Below are 20,738 nucleotides of genomic sequence, written 5' to 3'. Positions count from 1 at the left end.
GATTGTTCGCACAATGTACCGATAATAAATGGGGCAGAAAGAAAAATGGCAAACGCAGTCGCGGATAAAAAGAAGATTGAAGAAGATGAATTCGGCATTCACGGTGACCTCGCCACGGCGGGTGCACCCGACGACGATTTCGTTGTCTTGTACGATTCGTCGCAGGGCGGCAAACCTGCCGAGCCCACTGCCCCCAGCCTCGACGACCTGAACGAAAGCCATGCCCTCGAAACTGCCCCCGAGCGCCACGCCGAAGACGCCTACATCGACGACATACTCTCATCTGACGACATTGATACCTCTGAACCCGCACCGGCCAGCCAGGCTGCAGCAGCTGCTTCAATGGATGCTTCAACCCCGTTCGGCGGTGCTGAGGGCAACTCGGCAGGCGACAATGATGATGATGGCCCGATTGCGCTTTCGAGCGAAGAACTCGACGGCATTCTCGAGATGGGCCCTGGTGCCGAAGAAGAGTTTCATCCTGATTTTCCCGTAGAGGGCGCCCCCGCAGCTGAAGCGCGGCAGAGCGAAGCGCCGGCCCCGGTGCTCGACCCCGAAGAGGCGACCGACTTTGAACTGCCGCCTGCTGACATGCACGACGCGGGCTTTGACGACGACGAATTACCTATCGCGATTTCTGACGAAGACCTCGACGAGATTTTGTTAGAAGAAGAAGGTGCGGATCTACCCCCCACACCTGCCCCGGCCGCAAGACAATTCGACGCACCAGCAGCGCATGAGCCGGTACATGAAACTGAGAAATCCTCACCTTCGTCTTCTGACTTCTTTGAGCCGATGCAAGACGAAGAGCCGATTGCGCTCTCTGACGACGAACTCGACCATATTCTCGCCGATGCAGAGGCGGGCCATGACGACCACGCTGCGGCAATCGCGCCAGGCGTTGAAGATGAAATTCTCACCCTCGATGAAGACCCTGAACTGACGCTCATCGACGACGCAGGGCTCGACCATGCTGACGCGCATACCGAAACCGACAGCGCCGCTGAAACCACGGGCGAAAGCTCAAGTTTCTTCGACAGCGACGAAGACGAACCGATTACGCTTTCTGATGAAGAACTCGACGGAATTTTAAGTTCAGCGCCCGAAGAGGCGCCGAAATCAACGGACGAAATTGCGCTCGACGATGCTGCCCCCGCAGGGGGTCTCGAAGTTGAAGACGACAACGAACCTGTATCTCTTTCTAACGAAGAGCTCGACGGCATTCTCATGGATGCCGATGAGCCGGCTGATGGCCTTGCCGAACTGCCCCCAGAAGAAGGCGCTGAAAGTTCAGCCGACGCGCACAAAGACTTTTTCGATGCCGACGACGACGAACCGATTGCGCTCTCGGCCGACGAACTCGACGGCATTGCCGCTACGGCCGTAGAAGAAGATGCACCGGTCACAGCAGAAGCGGGCCTTGCAGAACTGCCCCCTGAAGAAGACACTGCGCTGCCTGCGCTCGACGACCGCTACAGTGACATCGACCAGATGGAGTCTTCTGGCGAGCCCGGCGCCCCTGCGGATGCAGGCGATGACGAAGACGGCCCCATCGCCCTTTCGGCCGATGAACTCGACGGCATCGCGGCTGATTCTCACGAGGTGACACCTGAAGCGCCGATGGTGCCGCTGGCGCCACTCGATGCCGGCAGCCACGAACCCAGCCTCGCCGAAAATACGGATAAGCCGGCCACGGTTTTCGAAGAAGATCTCGAAGCGGCGACGCTCATTCACGAAGACGACAAAGCCGCCGCGGCAGCACCTGCTCCCGATACCGAAGAGCTCAAGTCGGTAATGGGTTATCTCGACAACCTTCTGGGCGAATTGCCAGACGACGTTATCGAAAAGTTCGCCCAATCAGAGTACTTCAAACTATACCAGAAAATCATGGACAAGCTCGGCATATAACAAAAGGAGCAATTATGAAAGTGCTACGCACTTTCATAATTGCAAACGGATATGGGATTACGCGAGCGGGCAAGCGACTTCTCTAAAACGACGCAGGCTGCGCACGGCATCGACCTGGGCCTGGAGCTGCGCCCAGACCTCAACAAACGCGTTGCCGATTCACAGGCGACCAGCGCAAAGCCAGCGGGTCTGCAGCAAAAAGCTGAGGCCGTATCTGCCCGCACAACTGCTGTGCCCAAACCCGAGCTACCCAGCGAACGCGAGGCGCATGCCGCCGCCGGCATCGGGCACAAGACACAGCTCGACGCGGTTTTAAATCTGATAGAAATCTATAAGGAGTTTGGCTCGCTGCGCTCGGCTGCCGATCTCTGGCAGGTGATTGCCTATTCGCTCATGGCGCAGCTGGGCACAAAAAATATCGCGATCTTCATGGAAGACGACGGGCGTATGCAGCTCATGCATGCACTGGGTTTCACGCTGCCCGCAGACTTCTCGTTCTCTGCGGCCGGCAAACTCGCGAAGCTGCTGGCAAGCGCCAAAAAACCCGAATTTGTCTCAGACCTTCAGGGTGCACTCTCTGATTCTGAAACCCGGTTTCTCGACAGCTGCGGCGCGCGTTATGTGGCGCCGGTTTTGCGTTATGAAGAGCTGCGCGGAGTTATCGTTATCAATCCGCCGCAGGGTGAAGCGGCGTTCAGGTCTGACGACCTGTTTTATCTGAAGATCTGCGGCGAACTTTTGGGTGCAATGGAATCGCAGCTGATGCTCATTGCCGGCGCTGAAGAGAAGCGTGCACAATATAGCGTCGCGCAAAAATACCGCGATTACGCCGCTGAGTTTGTCGCGCGCCTCGGTCGCGCAGACAACAACGAACCACTCAAAGACGTGCTTGAAGAAGAACTCAGCATGCATTACCCCGACACCTCTGTGTTGCTGATGACACGCGAAGATTTTTTTCTGCGCACGCATCTCGCGACAGGCTTTCAGCGCGAGAACACAGCGCACTTAGAAGTCGGCCTCGTCGACGCCGTCATAGAGAAAATCAAACAGGGACAGGTGTTTTTCACCGCGACGGATTTTGAAGGTTCTGAAGCATTCGCCTTTCTTGCGCGTTACCGGCAGATTCACACGCACAAGGTTCTGCACCGGCAAGAGTTTCTCGCGGTCGCCTTTATCGCTGAAAATGAGATTGAGAAAGTCGCGGCGCTGCGCACCACAATCGACCACTACGTGATGCAGAACCATGCCTCACGCCTGCGCGACCACGCCACTGCATCTCTGAACCACGCCGACAACCCGGTGATGGCTATCAAGAACTACATCGCAGCCTGCGAAGAACACCTGCAGCGCGCAGACGAACCTTTCGCCGTGGTTGTCTCGAGCATCGCCAATTACGCGCGGCTGCACAACCTGCACGGCGACGGCGCGGCGGCGGCGGTTCGCGACTTCACGCGCAAGACCCTACGCGAAATCATGGAAGCGCAGGATTTTTCGACTGAAGTTTTTCACGGCCATTTTGTGAGCGTGCTGCGGCAAAAAGAGGCGGGTGACGCCTGGCGCCTGTCGCGCATGCTGCAGAAGCAGGCGGCGAAACAGTTTCCCGATGAAGATATGCGCCCGGTCTACCAGCACAAGATCTACGCAAGGCCGCACATTCAGGCAATACCTTTCGAACTGTTGTTCAAAGGCTAACGGGTTACCGGGCGAGTAACTCGAGGCTGCGCGTTGTTCACCAAGTTATTATTGAAACCCTGTTTCGCTCTCTCGCTGCTACCCACGTGCCGCTGTTCGATGCCCTGCCCCAGACAACTTTCGACCCTGCCCTCTGGGTTGACGGCAAGCGGCTCATGGGCAAGAAGCTGGCAGAACTCTTAAGGCAGCATATTAAAGAAGAAACAGCGAAAACCGGTTTAAAACCCGGGCTTGCGGTGATTCTGGTCGGCGACGATGCTGCCTCACAGATCTATGTTGCGGGCAAAGAGAAGGCCGCGCTCGAACTGGGTTTCGATTCGCGTATCGTGCGCCTGCCCGCAAACACGACGCAAGAGGCGCTGGTTGCTGAAATCCACAAGTTTAATGTCGATGCATCTGTGCACGGTATTCTCGTTCAATTGCCGCTGCCGGCGCACCTCAACGAAAGCCAGATTCTACAGGCGATTGTCGCCGAAAAAGACGCCGACGGCTTTCACTATCTGAATCAGGGTAAGCTCGCAGCGGGTATCGCCGCAACCCTGCCCTGCACACCTGCCGGCATCGCGCTGATGCTGCGCGAACTCGCGGCGGCAAAATCTCACCCTGCTGCAGACCTCACTGGCAGGCATGCGGTCGTCGTCGGCAGATCGAACATTGTCGGCAAACCGATGGCCCAGCTGCTGCTCTCGGGGCTCAACATGACGGTGACGATTTGCCATTCAAAGACGCATAACCTGCAGCGCTTCGTCGCAGACGCCGATGTGCTCGTGAGCGCAACGGGTGTGCGCGGGGTAATCGATGAAAAGATGGTTAAGGCCGGTGCCATCGTGATCGACGTTGGCATGCACCGTATCGACGGCAAGGTGACGGGCGATCTGATCATGAGTGAAATTGAAAACAAGGCAAGTTATTATACTCCGGTACCGGGCGGGGTTGGCCCCATGACGATTGCGATGCTGCTTTTTAACACTTACCAGAACGCGCAGCGCATGCGCGCTGCCGGTACCAGACTCGCCTGAGGTATTATGGCTGATGAAGTAAAACCCTCAGAACAATTTGCAGAGCCCCGCGAGATTTTGCAGAGCTTCAGCTCGCTGGGGAGCGTCGGTACCTCGGCTGGCGGTAATGCCATTTGGGGTAAACGTTTTCACGGGCCAGGCCAGAGAGTGCTCTTTATCGGCGGCGTGCACGGCAACGAAACCGAAGGCATCGCAGCGACGAAAGGTTATTTCGACGAGTTTGTCGTAAACGGCAATACCCCCAAAAGTGGGCGCGATATTCTGTTTATTCCGGTTCTGAACCCCGATGGGCTTCTCGCCTTCTCACGGCATAACGGCAATCGTGTGGATCTCAACCGAAACATGCCGACTGCAGACTGGAAAGCCAACGACCCGGGTGAAAAATATTATTCGGGGCCTGCAGCCGCCTCTGAGCCTGAATCGCAGCTGCTCTTGCAGATACTCGCCGACTTCAAACCTGAGTTTATCGTTTCATTGCACTCATGGAAACCCATGTTCAATGTGAACGGGCCCGCGCACGAATACGCAAGGCGCATGCACGCAGCACTGCCATATGAAATAACTGAAGACATCGGTTACCCGACCCCAGGTTCACTCGGCACCTATGCCGGGTGGGAGAGAAAAATACCCACGATCACGTTCGAGATTGAACGCGGCCTGCCGCTTGCAGATGTCTATCGCATCGTGCGCGGCGCTCTGCTTGCGGTTATTTAACCTGCTGGTTTCAGTTCTCGTCGGTGCGCGTCAGATTCTGCGGCACGCGGTATTCGATAAAGCGCACGCGCTTGTCATCGATCGCTGCTTTTAGCGATGCTTCGTTTCGGTTCATTTTGCTGCCGCCCGATTTTACCTCGACAAACACAACCTCTTGAACTGCGCCCTGTGAGAGCCCTTTGAACACGAGAAAGTCGACAGGTTTGCCAATGAAGCGCGCCTCTGTCGGGTCGAACGGAAAATCGGGCAGATAAGGCGCCAGCTGCTCGCTGAAATTACCGCCAATAATCTGGCGTGAGCGGGCAATCGCCAGTTTGCGCCGCTGTTCTTCGCCTTCACCCCACTCGGCCTCTTTCTGCCGCAATATTTCGACGTACGCGCTCTCTGCCCGATAGCGGGCAAGGCGCATGCCAATGATGAATCCTGCCAAAAGAAAAAAGACAGCCGCCGCGAGCAGCAGAACCAGACGCAGCTCGGCGAATTGCATCTAGTTACGCGCCCGAATCGGCAAAACGAGCAGGCTCAGCGGGTCGGCTTTGACTCCGTGCACACTCAGAAAAATATGCAGGTGCGGGCCCGTCACCATGCCGGTGTTGCCCGAGCGGCCGATCTGCTGACCTGCGACGACACGATCGCCTTCTTTGACGAGCAGCTCGCTCTGGTGCAGGTAGCCGCTAATGATGCCGTTGCCGTGATCGATCATGACGATCTTGCCGTCGTAATAGAGGTGCTCGGCGAGCGTGACAACGCCATTCGCGACGGCAAAAATCGGCGCGCCAGTTAGACCCTTCAGGTCGGTGCCCCCGTGGTAAGAAGTGCGGCCTTTCAGCTTTTGCTTCTTGCCCTTAACCATTTTGAAGCGCTCGTAAACCCTCTTGATAAAGAAAGGAGAGGTAATCTTGTGTTCGTCGCGCGGGTATTTCAGCTCTTGCGTCAGATAGCTACCATCTACTGAAACGAAAGCCTTGAGTTTTTTCTTGCGGCCTTCTTCGATCCAGTCGATAGTTTTCTGCGACATCGGCTTGCTCTGGTTCGAGAAATTCTGAACGTTCATCTTTGAAACGGCGACCGGGTACTCTTTCTGTACCACCGGCAGCGTGAACTCTGCCACTGGCGTTGAACCGCGCGAGACGAGCAGCTTGTTCTCTTTGCGCTGGCTGTCGGGTGAATTGGCGAACAAGGCAAACACGCAGCCCTGCCCTTCGGTGAGTTTCAGATCTTTACCGTTAACGGCGAGCTTCAGGTCAGACAATGATTTGGTCGACTCAAGTTCGAGCAAAAGTGCGCTGCCCCGGGCAAAATCACGCGACCAGGCGAGCAACGTCACGTCTTCGTGCGTCATTTTTTTCAGCTGTGCGAGGCTGCGGTCGGCCCCTTCGGGAAAGCCCGCCACATTCTTTTCCATGATCGCGCGGCTGACTTCAGTGCCCGGTGGCAGCCGGGTCGCCTTACCGGCGCAGCAGACGAAACCGACAATCACCGCAATAACGGTCGATTGTGGCAACCATAAGATTCGGTATTTCTTCTGTGAACGGGCCATGCGAGGTATTGCGCCAGAAGCAAAAGTGCCGCGGCGATCACTTTCAATATCGACACATTGGCCGCAAAACTGTTTTCTTGTTTTCGCCGCAGCTCGCGGCCCCGTGAATACAGAATGCTTCGAATTTGCGCACTGGCGGTGATCTGGCCGTTTCGCCTCTGCGTTTTTCTCTACATGCGCGGCCGCGGCCTTCACCGCAGACTCATAGTCGACCTCGATATTCACGGGGACTACCCTGAAACTCCTTTGTCGCACGGCATCTGGGCAATGCTGAAACCCGCGCGCGACCGGTTTTATCTGCTCGCGCTCGATCTGCAGAATATTCTGAACGGCGTCACCACGGGCAAACTCAGACTGCAGCGCCTGCGCATTACCTTCGAGTCTCACAGTCTCGGCTGGGCGCAGGCATGGGAACTGCGCAGCCTGATCAAAGCGATTCGCGCAGCGGGGGTCGAGACGCATGCTTACCTCTTGAACGAATCGCGCGTGTCGCTTTACGTCGCCACAGCCTGCGAGCGCGTCGTCGCGCCAGAAAGTTCAGGTTTCGATCTGACACCCTTCACCAACGAGACAGTTTTTTTACAGTCTCTGCTCGCGAAGCTGGGCGTGAGACCGCAGTTCTTGTCCGTGGGGGATTTTAAAAGTGCTGCCGAAATTTTTACCCGCAAGGGCTACTCGCCAGAGTCGCGTAAACAGACTGAAGAGCTGATCGGCGACCTTGAATCACAGTTCTGGCAGGCAATCGGTGAAAAAACCACAAAGCTGACGCGGCAAAAACATCGCAGTCTTTATTCGGCGACCGCGGCGCAGCGCGAGAACCTGATCGATGAAATTTCTTCGTATACAGAATTTTGCGAACAGAGCGGCGAAGCCAAGAAGTGGCATGAAGTTGACATCTACCGGGCCACGCAGATTTTGAGGCGTCGAACTTTTGCCCTGACGAATTTTCGTCGGCGCAAAAAAATCGCCCTGCTCGTCGCCGAAGGCAACATCATTGAAAGCCATGAATCGCGGCCGGGAACAATCAACTGGCACGACTACCGTGAAATCGCCGGCTTTTTAAAGCGCGAGCAGATCGACGGCGCCGTGCTGCGTGTCAACAGCCCCGGCGGGTCGGCGCTGGTTTCGCAACTGCTGTGGCGCGAGTGGATGCTCGCGATCGGCAGAAACAAGACCCAAGAGACAGAGAGCAAACAGGTGCCGCTTTATGTTTCGCAGGGCAATGTCGCCGCATCGGGAGGTTATTACCTCTCTGCTGCGGGCGAAAAAATCTTCTCCGCCCCGACCACCGTGACGGGGTCAATCGGCGTCGTCGGTGGCAAATTAAATGTCAGCCCTCTGTTGCAGAAATGGGGTGTGTCGATCGACCGCGCCCCGAAGGGAAATCCTTCGCCGGTATTTTCGGCTTTTTCCGATTTTAGCGCGGCTGATCGCAAGACGATTGCCGCCACGATGCAAGACATCTATCAGCAGTTCATTCGTGACGTGGCGGCAGGGCGCAACATGAATGCCGAAACGGTGAAATCTTTGGCTTCGGGACGTGTCTACTCGGGCGACCGGGCGCTCAAAAACGGACTCGCCGACGAACGTGGCGGCCTGACGCAGGCACTCACCGCACTGAAAACTGAGCTGAAAATCAAAGCAACTGACCCCGTTGATCTCATTATTCTGCCGGGTGTGAAAGAACCCCTCTTTTCGCGGTCGATGCTGCCCCTGGGGCTGAGCCGGGCGCTGCAGCTCACCGACCTTGCCCGCCCCGGAGTTTATGCCGTTGAGACGCGCTGCCTTTAGCACAGGGTCATAAAAAGCCGATAATACGATCAGTGGCTTCAGACACTACGCCATTTTACGTTGGGCTCGAAAGCCAGGAATTTCGCGATTTCGCGCGCGCGATACCCCTCATGGAAGACGAGCTACTGATGCTTGAGTCTTACGCGCGTTTTGCCGCCGAAAGCGGTACAACTGCGTTTTCGAGTTCACGTGTGACGGATTTTCTGCTGGCACGGGGGCAAGACGAAAACCTCGCCAAACTGAAGACCCTGCCGAATGTGCGCCGGCTTATTTCGCAGACCGCCTTTCCGCTGCGCGAGAAAAAATTTATCGAGATGGAAATCGATGGCGGCGAGGTAATGCGCATTCGCCTCACCGACCCGGCAAATATTTTTATCGAAGACTATTATTCACAGATGCTCTCGAATTCGGCGCTGCCTTTTCCCGATGAAGAGATGCTGCAGAAGTTCTTGTTGCCGCAGAACCATGTCACCGTACCGGTTTCTGAGATCAGTTCGGGCACGAACCATCGGCTCAAAGAAGAAAAGCGCCTGATTATTTTCCGCTTTAACGATGTCGCGCAGGGTGTCTGTGCGAGTGCGGGCACCATCGACATTATGCTCGAAGTGTGCCTGCTGAAGCTGCGCAACACGATTATGGTTTCGGCGCAGAACCGTCTGGGTGAAGACCTCGTCAAAGACATGCAGAACATCATGCCCCAAAAAACGACGACGGTCGACCGCATCGGGCGCATTCTTTCGCATCAGGAAAATGAAGTTCCGCACTATTTCGTCAATCTCGCAAACCGCCTCGCCGCTTACTTTCTCATCGACAAAGAAAAAAGGGGGATGTCGACTCTGATTCAGGCGGCCCGCCTCGTCGAAGGATTCAAAGGTTACGAAGCCTGGCTCGAATCTGAGCGCAATAACCATGACCGCCTGCGCGAGAATGCGCAGAAGCTGCTCAACATGATGGCCGATTTTCCCGCGCTGCTGAACCGAGATGGCATTATTCAGAAGGTAGTTAAAGGTTCTTCGGGCCTCGAAATTATGGCGTCGCTGCTCAACCAGAACGAGATTGAACTCGTCGTGCAAGAGATGCTGAGCGAACACACGGTTTTTCAGGCCGACGAGCGCGAGCTTTTGCCTGCGCTGCTGCGCTTTCGCATGAATGAAGAAGAGTTCTTTATACACCGCGAAGCGGTACTTATCTTCTTTGAATCTGAACGCAAGCGCGTGCGTGCCGAACTGCTTGCCCGCTTTCGCAAGATGTGGTATGCGCTGATGCTGAAGAACGAAAGCCGCTCGTCGATGGAATTCGACGAATTTTTTGCTGAAGACATCGATAAGTACGTAAAGGCGCATGAGCCCGTGTTCACGACGATGTTACAGAACCCGCAGGCGATTATCAACGCCTTTCATGTCGTCAGCCGCCACCCTGTGAGCCCGGGCCTTCAGGATAAATATTTCATCATCAACAACCGGGTCATCTTTAAACCGGTGCACGTTCTGCTCGAACTCGTCAGGCGAGACATCTATGCGCAGGTTCGTGGCGAACTGCCATTTCTATACCGTTACCCGCTCTTGCGCTGGCTGGCTGCGCTGTTTGGCTTTGTGAATGCCCCGGCCGAGCCCCCCGAGAAAACTGAAGAAAATGGCGCCGCGACCCCCGCAGCTGGCAAAGACACCGACTGGCACCGTACGCTACACATGGTCGAAACCCGGCTGACCGGTGAAAAAAACACCTATGATCTGATACAAAAATACGGCGATCTGTGGAACATCAAACTCGGCGAAGCACGCCGCCAATTACAGGAAAGAGTTGACGGCGAGGTCGCGCAGCGCGCAAAACGCCTATATTCGATGACGCGCAAACTGCCTGAAATCACGCAGAGTTTCTTAAGCGGCGAAATTGGCAACGCCGCGACGCAACTCGTGCGCAAATATGGCAACGAAACCGCAGACACGCGGGCGCTCAGTCAATATATTCAACTTTCGCTTGTTGAGCAACTGAAGACTATCCATGGCTGACGAACTCGCGCTCAAAGGCAAGCTGCTCGTCGCGAGCTCGGCCATTCTTGATGGCAGCTTCAACCGCAGCGTCGTGCTGATTATCGACCACGACAGCCGGGGTTCGCTCGGTATCGTACTCAACCACCCGCTGCCGGGCGATGGCGGGCGAAAACATCCCCTCTACCAGGGTGGGCCTGTAGACCCCGACCAGCGCTCGCTGCTGCACAGCGCCGGCCACCTTGCAAGCAGCAATGAAATCGTCGACGGCGTGCATTTCGAAAGCTCAGACGATCTTTTGACCGAACTCGCTGCCACAGACAGCGCCTACCGCCGTTATGCCGGTTATGCCGGCTGGGCCACCGGCCAGCTCGAGTACGAGCTGCGCACGCAGAGCTGGTTCGTGCTCGAGGCGCGCGCCGACCTGATCTTTCACAACGATGGCTACGACCTTTGGCGAAAATGCCTCATCGAAAAAGGCGGAATCTTTCGTTATTTCGCGAGCACGCACAAGAGCGTGATGCTCAATTAAGGCGGCGTTGCCTGATCAGCTGCACTAGCGCATAACACGCGCCCGAGGCAATGGCGACATTCACTGCAGCCGCCGCGAAATTCTGCTGTAGAATTTCGCCGAGCGCGAAGAATGAAGCATAAGTGAGCGCCACTGCCGAAACAAATGCAGCAACATCACGCCAGCCCCAACTATCGGGCCTGACCTTCGCCTTAAACGTCTGCCACGCGCCACCGTCAGGCGCGCGCATGAGCAGTGTCAGAGAAACCCACACGAAAGTTGCACCGGCGGCCACGACACACAGCTTCAGCTCTTGCGCGAGTTCAATCTGCGCGAGTGCCAGCGAAAGCACAAGAGATGCGCACATCGCGCTGATCTCACTCGCTGCGCTCATGCGAGGCCAATACCAGCGAATGAGGTAAACGGGGCCCGTGCCGGCTGAGAGCATCAAAATGAGCTCCCAACCCTGGCGAACCGACTGCATCATGCGCGATACCGCGATTGCACCGATCGCCAGAGCGACGATCGCGAGTCTAGAAACGATAATTTCACCGCGGTGCGTGCGCGGCGCAAGGCGCGTTCCAGGCAGTACGTCGCTCACGAGGTACGCTGCGCCCCAGTTGAGGTGCGTGGCGATTGTCGACATGAACGCCGCGAGAAAGGCAGCGACCATAAGACCCTTTAGCCCCGCAGGTAACCACGCCGCAATCGCACGCGGGAACATCAGCTCATGGTCTGCAGACTGCGGCAATGCCACCGCCGCAGCGACGGCTGTCAGAATCCAGGGCCAGGGGCGTACGACAAAATGCAGAATATTGAAGAGAATCGACGCGCCGACCGCGTGGTTTTCGTCTTTGGTCGAGAGCAATCTCTGCACGACGTAACCACCACCGCCTGGCTCAAACCCAGGATACCACGACGCCCACCACTGTACTCCGAGCCAGACAACGACGACATAGACCGGCCCGGTAAAATACCAAGGGTAGATTTCGGTGTGACCCTTCGGCAGCTGCGACGCAGCCTTCGCCCACATTTCGGCGAGACCGCCCGCCTCGCCGACTGAGACGAAGGCGAGCACGATGCAGCCGACCATCGCGATAAAAAACTGCAGCACGTCGGTGACAACGACGCCCCAGAGACCTGAAAAAACAATGTAGAGTACAGTCACGGCATAAAGTGCCGCGAGCATCGCCCAGGGCGGATAGTCGAGAAAAACGCCCAGCACCTTGGCCATGCCGGTCGTCACCCAGCCCATGATAATGAGGTTCACAGGCAGAGCGAGATAGAGCGCGCGAAATTTGCGCAAAAAAACCGCACCCGTGCCTGAGTAGCGTAAGGTTGCGAACTCCGCATCGGTCATCGCGTCTGACCTGCGCCACAGCCTTGCGTAGACAACTGCCGTTAAGAGTCCCGAAGGTATCAGCGACAGCCATAGAAAGTTGCCCGCAATACCCTGACCGAGCGTAATGCCCGTTACGGCGAGAGGTGTGTCGGCGGCAAACGTGGTGGCGACCATCGATAAACCAGCGAGATGCCAGGGAAGTTTTCTGCCAGAAAGAAAATAATCTTCTTTAGTTTCATGTTTTCGCCTGAGCGCCAGCGCGCCAACGGCGAAGGTGATCACGAAATAAAGAGCAATGACGACAAAGTCGAACCCGACCATCATCAGTCGGCCTCAGGCGTGACGATGAGTCCCAGCCCCTCGCGCCGCAGGTCAGATGCCGCAGTGAATCTTTTTGAACCGGCGTCGAATTGCACGGCCTGCACCGAACCCAACGAGATGACGCGGCGCCGCAGGTCTGCTTCGATGCCCGCAGCTTTTAAGGATTGCAGAAACTTCTGGTTTCGCCTGAGCGGAAGCTCAACGAGCGCCTTGCCATGGGGCATCATAAGTGCGCGGGGTGCATTCACTGCCTGCTGCAGTTCGACCCCCGCGAGCACCTGCGCCGCAACACTGACGTTAGCGCCAATGATCGTTGGCCCTCCCGGACTGCCCAGCGCCGTCAGGCTGCCGTCACGACCGACAATAATCACCGGAGCCATCGAGCTTTTCGGCCTTTTGCTGCCTTTTGTTTCGCGCGCCTCGTCGTTGAGGGCCGTCACCCTGTCACGCCGGCCCGGTTCAACTGCGTTTACCACGCGTGGCTCTGCGGCAAAATCACTTAGCTGGTTATTGAGTACAAACCCGCGACCCCTGACAAACAGAGCCGACCCCATGCTGGTTTCAACGGAAGTCGTGTAGCTGACTGCATTGCCTTCGGCGTCGATGACCGAGATATGCGAAGTATTTTGTGCTTCTTTTATTTCAGAGCCGGGCCGGCGGCCGCCGACGAAGTCGGGGTCTTGTAGGTTGCGCTCACGCTCTGCAAACGCTGATTTCTCAAAGCGCAGAAGTTTTCGCAACAGCGCTTCGGCTGTCGTTGATGTCGCGAATGGGGCAGCTTCTTTGAGCACCTTGAGCACAGTCGCCCCCGATGCCGGCGCAGATATCGAATAGAGTTTTGCACCGTTCGCAACCGCCTTTTCTGTTGGGCGCTCGACCACGCGATACGCTGCCAGATCTTCGAGGCTCAGCTGTGACGCATAGTGCCGGCTGGTCGAAGTTGTCGCGACAATATCGCGCGCGATCTTGCCGGTATAGAATACAGCGCTGCCTTCACGGGCAATCAGACGCAGGGTGTCTGCCAGATCGCTCTGGTATAAAATTTCACCGATAGCATAAGCTTTCTCTCCCTTAAGATAAGGATTTCTGCCGTTCTGTTCAATTAGCCGGTCGCGGTTCAGCGACATCGCCTGGCTGAGGCGCGGTGACACCCTGATGCCGCTTTCGGCGAGTTGAATGGCCCGGTCAAGAGTCTCGGCGAAACTGATTTTACCCGACCCAAAACGCCGGTGGGCATATTGCATAAGCGCCACGGTACCGGGCACACCGACTGCCCGTGCCCCGCGAATGCGCTCGCTAAAGGGCAACGCTTTGCCCGTTACGTCGAGAAACAGGTTTTCGGGCGCGGCAGCTGGCAGCTCTTCGCGCGCGTCGAGCGCATGAGCCGTCTGCGTGGCCGCCTTGAAGACGAGCATAAATCCACCGCCGCCAAGCCCGGATGATTGCGGTTCAACGACTGCCAAAACCCATTGAATGGCAATGGCAGCATCGACCGCGTTACCACCGCGTCGCAGTATTTCGATACCTGCCTGCGATGCGAGAGCATTCGCCGTTGATACCGCCCCACCAGTGCCGACGGGCGCCCAATGACCGGGCATACCCTGCACTTCGCCGTGCAGTTCTGCGGGCAGAGCCTGCCAATGCGCGGCGAAACTATGCTCAACCTCGCCGCGGCAGGCAGCCAGAACTGCTAGAATCAGAACCGGGAAAATCCGCATTTTAAGCACGGGGCGTGGCGGTGCAGAGGGCCACCACTCTAAAAATCAAAACCCGCTCGTGGTGTGCGTGGGCACGCTGGCCTTGCTGCCGACGAGCCACTTGTCGCCCGAACGCCAGAGGCTTGAAAGCAAGAGCTGGCGAATGAAGAAGAGTTCTTTGGGCAGCTTATCGTAGATGCGGTCAAAGAATTCTTCATGCTGCAGCACCTCGGCTTTGTAGAGGCTCGTGTCGATCGTCATGAGTTCATTGAACTGTTCGCGGGTGAACTTCATACCTTCCCAGTCCATTTCTTCGTAGCGCGGCATCCAGCCGAGCGGGCTTTCGGTCGCAGTGCCCCGGCCATGGACGCGATCGACAATCCACTCGAGTACGCGCATGTTTTCGCCAAAGCCGGGCCAGATGAATTTGCCTTCGTTATCTTTTCTGAACCAGTTGACAAAGAACATGCGCGGCGGGTTGCCGAGGTTACGGCCCATCTGCAGCCAGTGGTTGAAATAATCTGCCATATGATAGCCACAGAATGGAATCATCGCGAACGGGTCGCGGCGCACCTGGCCGATGGTACCTGCAGCGGCGGCGGTCATCTCTGAACCGATCGTCGCGGCAAAATAGACGCCGTGGTTCCAGTTGACTGCCTGAAACACCAGCGGCACCGTTGTCGAACGGCGGCCACCGAAAATGAACGCGCTGATTTTCACGCCGTTGGGGTTGTCGTATTCAGGGTCGATCGCCGGGTTTTGAATTGCGGGTGAGGTGAAGCGCGCGTTAGGGTGAGCTGCCTTACGACCACAATCAGGGGTCCACGGCTGGCCTGTCCAGTCGGTGATGCCTTCGGGTATTTCTTTCGTCATGCCCTCCCACCAGACGTCGCCGTCTGAAGTGAGCGCCACGTTGGTGAAGATGGTGTTCTTGCTGATAATCTGCATCGCGTTGCTGTTCGACTCTTTCGAAGTGCCCGGCAGAACGCCAAAGTAACCCGCTTCAGGGTTGATCGCCACGAGGCCGCCGTCGGTTGCCGGGTAAACCCACGCAATGTCGTCGCCGACTGTTGTGACTTTATAACCTTCGTAGTGTTCGGGTGGTACCATCATCGCGAAGTTGGTCTTGCCGCAAGCCGACGGGAAAGCTGCTGCAACGTAGGTTTTTTCGCCGTTGGGTTTTTCCATGCCGAGAATGAGCATGTGTTCGGCGAGCCAGCCCTCGTCGCGGCCGATCACTGAAGCGATGCGCAGAGCAAGGCATTTTTTACCGAGCAGCGCATTGCCGCCATAACCCGAACCATAAGACCAAATGGCCCGCTCTTCGGGAAAATGCACGATGTATTTGTCATCTTTATTGCATGGCCACGGCACATCTTTCTGCCCGGGTGCGAGCGGTGCGCCGACAGAGTGCATGCAGGGTACAAAATTCTTGTCGCCGATTGCCTCAAGCGCGGCTTTACCCATGCGCGTCATGATTTTCATGCTCACGACCGCGTAGGCCGAATCGGTGATCTGCACACCGTAGAGAGACATTTCTGAGTTGAGCGGCCCCATACAGAAAGGAACGACGTACATCGTGCGGCCGCGCATACAACCGTTAAAGAGCGTGTTCAGTTTATGCTTCATCTGCTGCGGCTCGACCCAGTTGTTGGTCGGGCCTGCATCGGCAGGGCGCTTGCTGCAGATATATGTGCGGTCTTCGACGCGCGCAACGTCTGACGGGTCTGACCAGGCCAGGTAGCTGTTCGGGCGCTTTTGCGGATTCAGCTTTTTCAGAGTGCCTTTCGACACCATCTCGGCACAGAGACGGTCGTATTCTTCTTCTGAACCGTCGCAAAAGTGTATCGATTCGGGCTGGGTGAGGTTCGCCATCGCTTCGACCCAGGCGATGAGGCGTTGGTTTTTAATGAATTCGGGGGTATCCATGGAGACATGAGCGACCCCGTAACAAATTCAATCTGTCAAGTGCAAGTATCTGCGCATCAACCTGCTATCGGTGCCCGTTTGCTGTCCCGCAATTGAGGCCCCAGCTCAGCAATTTTGTAGCCATTCGGGTAGGTTGCGAAACGCCGTTTGGTGACATATTGCGGCTCGGTGGTCACGGGCCCCCAATACCGCAGCGCGAGTGCGCGCGCCCGAAATGCGGCATCCACTGCGGCCTGAACCATCGGGTGAGCAGCTGGAAAACCCACAGCACGACGCAGCGGCTCGTCGAGCAGTGCGTAGACGCCCTGGCAGGCCAATTCACCCAAAAAAGGCAAAGGCGGCAAGAACCCCACGAGCACCTTGAGGGTAGCACGGCTCACACGTTCTGATTCGGGCGTGTAGCGAAATGTCTTGCGTTCGTATTCGATGTTAAACTTTTCCATCGCCTCATAGGTTTCAGGTAGTTCACGAATGCCCATCATCTGCCCCACCCGGCGCCACATGTAAAAAGCCGCAAGCTTCTCTTTTTCGACGAGCGGTCGCCAGCCGTAACGGTCTATCCAGCGAATGGGTTCAAAGATGAAGGTGGTGAGTGTATAGATAAAGTCGTCGTTGGCAATGTCGTAGCGCGCGTGAATCTGGTTCATGCGCCGAATCGCCTCGCGCCCGCGATCGCTGTCGAGACCGTTTTCCAGAAATTCTGCGAGCAGCAGCGCCGTGTCGTCGTAGCGTTTCTGCCCGAAGTTTTCAAATTGCTTTGTTTCGTCGAGAATGCGCGCTATCGACGGCACCGCGAAGGTTCTGAAAAACGCCAGCCCGAGAGAAATCTCCATGTCTTGCGCGAAGTCGAAGGCACTCGACACGGCGACGATCTGGTGCGCGTCTTTTTCGGGGTCGAGCGTCTGAATATGCTTCAGCGCGCCGTAGCGGTCTGCCATGCAGTTAGCGCGGGTGACTCGAACAGCTCGTCAATAATTGCGCCGAAATGGGGATGCACGCCCGCAAGAGATCTCAGCAGCATTTTGTGGCTGCGCGCGTTCGGCCACAGTACATTCTTATCACGATGAGCGGGCAACATCTTACGCGGCAGGGCTTTATCGCGAAAGGCCTTGCAGCGCTCAGTTTCATCGGCGGCGGCGCGTGGGCGCTGGCCGCCTGGCTGCGAAACCGCAGCACGACAGAGGTAAAACGCATGCACGAAGCGAATGGTTCTGTAATTTTAGAAATCCACCCTCTGGGTTTTCAGTGGCAAGTGGCAGACCCGTTTTTATTTTGCGTGCACCATCTCGATCGTTATCCCGAAGGCAATGCAGTTCTCGGCCCCAAAGCGAATCTCGCGGGCCGTAACATCGGGCAAGATTTCACACCCAAAGATGGCTGGCGCATGTACCATGGCGAACGGGTTCCGGGTTTTCCCGGTCACCCGCACCGAGGGTTTGAAACCATAACCGTGGTGCGAAGCGGCTTCGTCGATCACTCCGACTCGATGGGCGCTGCGGGGCGCTACGGCGCAGGCGACGTACAATGGATGACGGCAGGCGCCGGCGTGCAGCATGCAGAAATGTTTCCGCTGATCGACAGCAATGGCGGTAACACACTCGAACTTTTTCAGATATGGCTGAACCTGCCGCGCGCAAGCAAATTTGTGAAACCACATTTCAAAATGCTCTGGCAGAAGAAAATTCCGGTGGTCGAAGTCCCCGACGCGGGCGGCATCAAGACGAAAGTCGAGGTAATTGCCGGCGATTACCTGAACGCAAAGGCGAGCGCCCCCCCGCCCGATTCATGGGCTGCAGATGCACAGAACGCGGTGGCGATCTGGCATATTGAAATACCGGCCGGCGGCAAGTGGCAGCTGCCGGCAACTGAAACCCGCGCGAACCGATTTCTTTATTTTTATTCGGGCGAGGCTCTGCAGGTCGCGGGCGCAGACGTGCAGCAAGGTTATGGCCTGCGACTCGATGCGCAAAAACCGGTTGAAATCGCCGCGCGGGGTAAAGATGCGAAACTGTTGTTGCTTCAGGGCAAACCGATTGCCGAACCCGTGGTACAATACGGGCCTTTCGTGATGAATACGCGGCAAGAGATTGAGCAGGCATTCGCCGACTACCAACGCACACAATTTGGCGGCTGGCCGTGGCCCAGCGCCGAGCCGGTGCACGGCAAAGAGCGTGGCCGCTTCGCTCGGCATGCAACCGGCGAAGAAGAGACAGCGTCGCTTTAGTCTGAAAACTGTGTTGTGAATAGGCGGAAACTCGCTGATGCGCATTTTCTTGACAATACGAATTGCTAATCAGCGCAAATTCCTCCGCGAATCGAAACGATTCGCGATGCAAGGGGCACAAAGCCGCCCGAATTTGCGCTGATTTGCCGCTTTTGGCGGCATCGCAATTCGCATCGCCAAGAAAATGCGCTCTATGTTTTAGGCTTCGCGAGTTCCCGCCTATTCACTATAGAATCTCCCAACCAGAAATTTTCTTGTCTCGCGCGGTCATTGTTTAACAGTGTTTACCGCGCATGAATCTCAAGACCTATGCAGAAATTCGACGACTCTTGTCGGTCACGTCGATACTGATTCAATTTGCCCTCGACATGATCGTGTCGACGCTGTACCGCCCGCGTGGGCTGAGACGGCGTTCGTTTGCGCGGCGCATGCTCGCGATCACTGCGCGCCTCATTCTGCGCCGCCCGGCCGGCATTATTCGTTTTCCTGTGCGCCTGCGGCAAACCATCGAACGCCTCGGGCCGACGTATGTAAAGCTGGGCCAGATTCTTTCGCTGCGCGAAGACCTGCTGCCACGCCGCATTACCTACGAGCTGAGAAACCTGCAGACGAAAGTACCGCCAATTTCATACGAAGAAGCCAAAAAGGTTGTCGAGGGTGAATTTAACGTTCCGCTGCGCCACATCTTTAAAGAATTCGCTCCTAAACCTGTGGGCGCTGCCTCGCTCGCCCAGGCGCACATCGCATATTTAAGAAACGGCCAGAAGGTCGTCGTCAAGGTGCAGCGCCCTGGCATAATTCCGATCATGACGAGTGACCTGCGCATTATGCAGCGCCTCGCATGGGTCTTGCAACAGATTCCCTATATTCAGGATTTTCAGCCGCAAAAACTCATTCAAGAGTTCTCAGACTATACGATGAAAGAACTCGACTTCACGCAAGAAGGCAAACATGCGGATATATTCCGCGAGAATTTCAAAGACGACAGCGATGTCATTCTGCCGAAAATCTACTGGGAATACACGACTAAAAAGGTTTTGACGCTTGAATTTATCGAAGGCGTCAAACCCGACGATACCGAAAAACTCAAGAAACTCGGTATCAACGGGCCGCGCGTGGCGGCGCTCGGCGCGCGCGTGGTCATTAAACAACTTTTCGTCGACGGTTTCTTTCACGGCGACCCGCACCCCGGCAACATCTTCATCGTCGGCACCGAGAAGTTCTGTATGATCGACCTCGGCATGATCGGGCAGTTCACGCAGAAGACCATGAATGCGATGTTTCTGTATTACTACTACCTCATCATTCGCGATTACGAGACAGCCTCTAAGTACATGGTCGGACTCACCGAAACAACCCCGCATTCTGATATTGCGGGCTTTCGAGCCGAGATCGAAGAAATCGGCAAACGCTGGATAGGCGCAGGCTTCAAGAACTACTCGCTCGGCAAGCTGATTCTGAATTCGATGAACATGGGTGCGCGCTACAAGCTTTATTTCAATAAAGACATTATGCTCGCGATCAAGGCGATTGTCACGATCGAAGCGGTAGGGTATATTCTCGACCCGAAAATGGACCTCGCACGCGTCTCATTGCCGATGATGAGCGAAATCTTCATCGGCCGCATTTCGCCCGCCCGCATGGCGAAGCCGATTCTGCGCGCGCTGCCCGACTACCTCGACTTTATCGAACAGGCTCCGGCGACGCTGCTGAAAACCCTCGGCATGGTTTCGAGCGGCAAGTTCCAGATTGAAATGGTCGAAAAGACGGTGAGCAAAGCACCCCGCGAACCGGTCTGGAAGCTGTGGATTCCGCTCGTCGCGCTGTTTTTGGGCATTGTCGCGATGTCTGCCGACAGCCCGCCCGGAGGCGACCTGGCGCTGGGCCGCAGCGTTCACCTGCCCTGGGCATCGGCCCTAAGTTTCGCGATAGCCGGCTGGTATTCGCTGCGCTTCTGGCGTATGAGAAAAGCCTGAGAAAACCCAATAATCCTGCAAACCCTTAGGGTTTGCAGGATTATTGGCACATGCTTTACGCGGCGTCTAATATCCAATTATTGGTG

The 20,738-nt window shown here is 56.4% G+C and carries 15 protein-coding genes; 9 read left to right on the top strand and 6 right to left on the bottom strand.

From position 1 onward, the window contains the following. The first annotated feature begins 45 nt into the window (after window positions 1–45). From TURPA_RS14100 to TURPA_RS14085, 4 genes are all read left to right on the top strand, one after another. The gene (locus tag TURPA_RS14100; protein WP_014803976.1) at window positions 46–1,908 is read left to right on the top strand and encodes a hypothetical protein; all 1,863 of its coding nucleotides are present in this window, start codon (window positions 46–48) and stop codon (window positions 1,906–1,908) included. A 51-nt stretch (window positions 1,909–1,959) separates the two neighbouring features. Beyond that, the gene (locus TURPA_RS14095; RefSeq protein WP_014803975.1) at window positions 1,960–3,600 is read left to right on the top strand and encodes a GAF domain-containing protein; all 1,641 of its coding nucleotides are present in this window, start codon (window positions 1,960–1,962) and stop codon (window positions 3,598–3,600) included. An 86-nt stretch (window positions 3,601–3,686) separates the two neighbouring features. Further along, complete coding sequence (locus tag TURPA_RS14090) at window positions 3,687–4,619, top strand: bifunctional 5,10-methylenetetrahydrofolate dehydrogenase/5,10-methenyltetrahydrofolate cyclohydrolase (RefSeq protein WP_014803974.1); 933 nt, start codon at window positions 3,687–3,689, stop codon at window positions 4,617–4,619. Between the two features lie 6 nt (window positions 4,620–4,625). Next, window positions 4,626–5,333: a DUF2817 domain-containing protein gene (locus TURPA_RS14085; RefSeq protein ID WP_014803973.1), complete on the top strand. Its 708-nt coding sequence runs from the start codon at window positions 4,626–4,628 to the stop codon at window positions 5,331–5,333. A 10-nt stretch (window positions 5,334–5,343) separates the two neighbouring features. Here TURPA_RS14085 and TURPA_RS14080 read toward each other — a convergent pair whose 3' ends face one another. Further along, window positions 5,344–5,820, bottom strand: coding sequence for a Holliday junction resolvase-like protein (locus TURPA_RS14080; RefSeq protein WP_014803972.1), 477 nt, complete (start codon window positions 5,818–5,820; stop codon window positions 5,344–5,346). Continuing rightward, entirely contained in the window at window positions 5,821–6,873 is a 1,053-nt protein-coding gene (locus TURPA_RS24160; protein ID WP_014803971.1) for a M23 family metallopeptidase, read from the bottom strand. A gap of 114 nt (window positions 6,874–6,987) precedes the next feature. Between TURPA_RS24160 and TURPA_RS14065 the strand changes: the two genes are divergently transcribed. From TURPA_RS14065 to TURPA_RS14055, 3 genes are read left to right on the top strand one after another with little or no spacing between them, the layout of a single operon-like run. Further along, window positions 6,988–8,664 (top strand): S49 family peptidase, encoded by a 1,677-nt coding sequence (locus TURPA_RS14065; protein WP_014803970.1) that lies wholly within the window; start codon window positions 6,988–6,990, stop codon window positions 8,662–8,664. A gap of 32 nt (window positions 8,665–8,696) precedes the next feature. Continuing rightward, a complete protein-coding gene (locus tag TURPA_RS14060) occupies window positions 8,697–10,673 on the top strand; it encodes a hypothetical protein (protein ID WP_014803969.1) in 1,977 nt (658 codons plus the stop codon). Next, window positions 10,666–11,184, top strand: coding sequence for a YqgE/AlgH family protein (locus TURPA_RS14055; protein ID WP_014803968.1), 519 nt, complete (start codon window positions 10,666–10,668; stop codon window positions 11,182–11,184). The genes TURPA_RS14060 and TURPA_RS14055 overlap by 8 nt, the downstream gene beginning before the upstream one ends. On the opposite strand, the gene TURPA_RS14050 is transcribed toward TURPA_RS14055, so the two are convergent. The 4 genes from TURPA_RS14050 to TURPA_RS14035 are packed head-to-tail and all read right to left on the bottom strand — an operon-like array spanning window position 11,177 to window position 17,390. Continuing rightward, window positions 11,177–12,829 carry a sodium:solute symporter family protein gene (locus TURPA_RS14050; protein WP_014803967.1) on the bottom strand — a complete coding sequence of 551 codons (1,653 nt, stop codon included), beginning with the start codon at window positions 12,827–12,829 and terminating at the stop codon, window positions 11,177–11,179. The genes TURPA_RS14055 and TURPA_RS14050 overlap by 8 nt on opposite strands. Beyond that, complete coding sequence (locus TURPA_RS14045) at window positions 12,829–14,544, bottom strand: gamma-glutamyltransferase family protein (protein WP_014803966.1); 1,716 nt, start codon at window positions 14,542–14,544, stop codon at window positions 12,829–12,831. The genes TURPA_RS14050 and TURPA_RS14045 overlap by 1 nt, the downstream gene beginning before the upstream one ends. Before the next feature lie 45 nt (window positions 14,545–14,589). Continuing rightward, window positions 14,590–16,452, bottom strand: coding sequence for a phosphoenolpyruvate carboxykinase (GTP) (locus TURPA_RS14040; protein ID WP_014803965.1), 1,863 nt, complete (start codon window positions 16,450–16,452; stop codon window positions 14,590–14,592). A 56-nt stretch (window positions 16,453–16,508) separates the two neighbouring features. After that, window positions 16,509–17,390 (bottom strand): oxygenase MpaB family protein, encoded by an 882-nt coding sequence (locus TURPA_RS14035; RefSeq protein ID WP_014803964.1) that lies wholly within the window; start codon window positions 17,388–17,390, stop codon window positions 16,509–16,511. Window positions 17,391–17,437: 47 nt separating this feature from the next. Here TURPA_RS14035 and TURPA_RS14030 point away from each other — a divergent pair, with 47 nt between their 5' ends. Together TURPA_RS14030 and TURPA_RS14025 are read left to right on the top strand one after the other, a co-directional pair. Further along, window positions 17,438–18,676 carry a pirin family protein gene (locus TURPA_RS14030; RefSeq protein ID WP_014803963.1) on the top strand — a complete coding sequence of 413 codons (1,239 nt, stop codon included), beginning with the start codon at window positions 17,438–17,440 and terminating at the stop codon, window positions 18,674–18,676. Window positions 18,677–18,969: 293 nt separating this feature from the next. Continuing rightward, a complete protein-coding gene (locus TURPA_RS14025; protein ID WP_014803962.1) occupies window positions 18,970–20,652 on the top strand; it encodes an ABC1 kinase family protein in 1,683 nt (560 codons plus the stop codon). Window positions 20,653–20,738 lie beyond the last annotated feature (86 nt).

Origin of the sequence: Turneriella parva DSM 21527 (assembly GCF_000266885.1) — a bacterium.
Lineage (GTDB): Bacteria > Spirochaetota > Leptospiria > Turneriellales > Turneriellaceae > Turneriella > Turneriella parva.
Note: the sequence above shows the minus strand (reverse complement) of the source record. Positions and strands in the feature narration are given on the sequence as shown.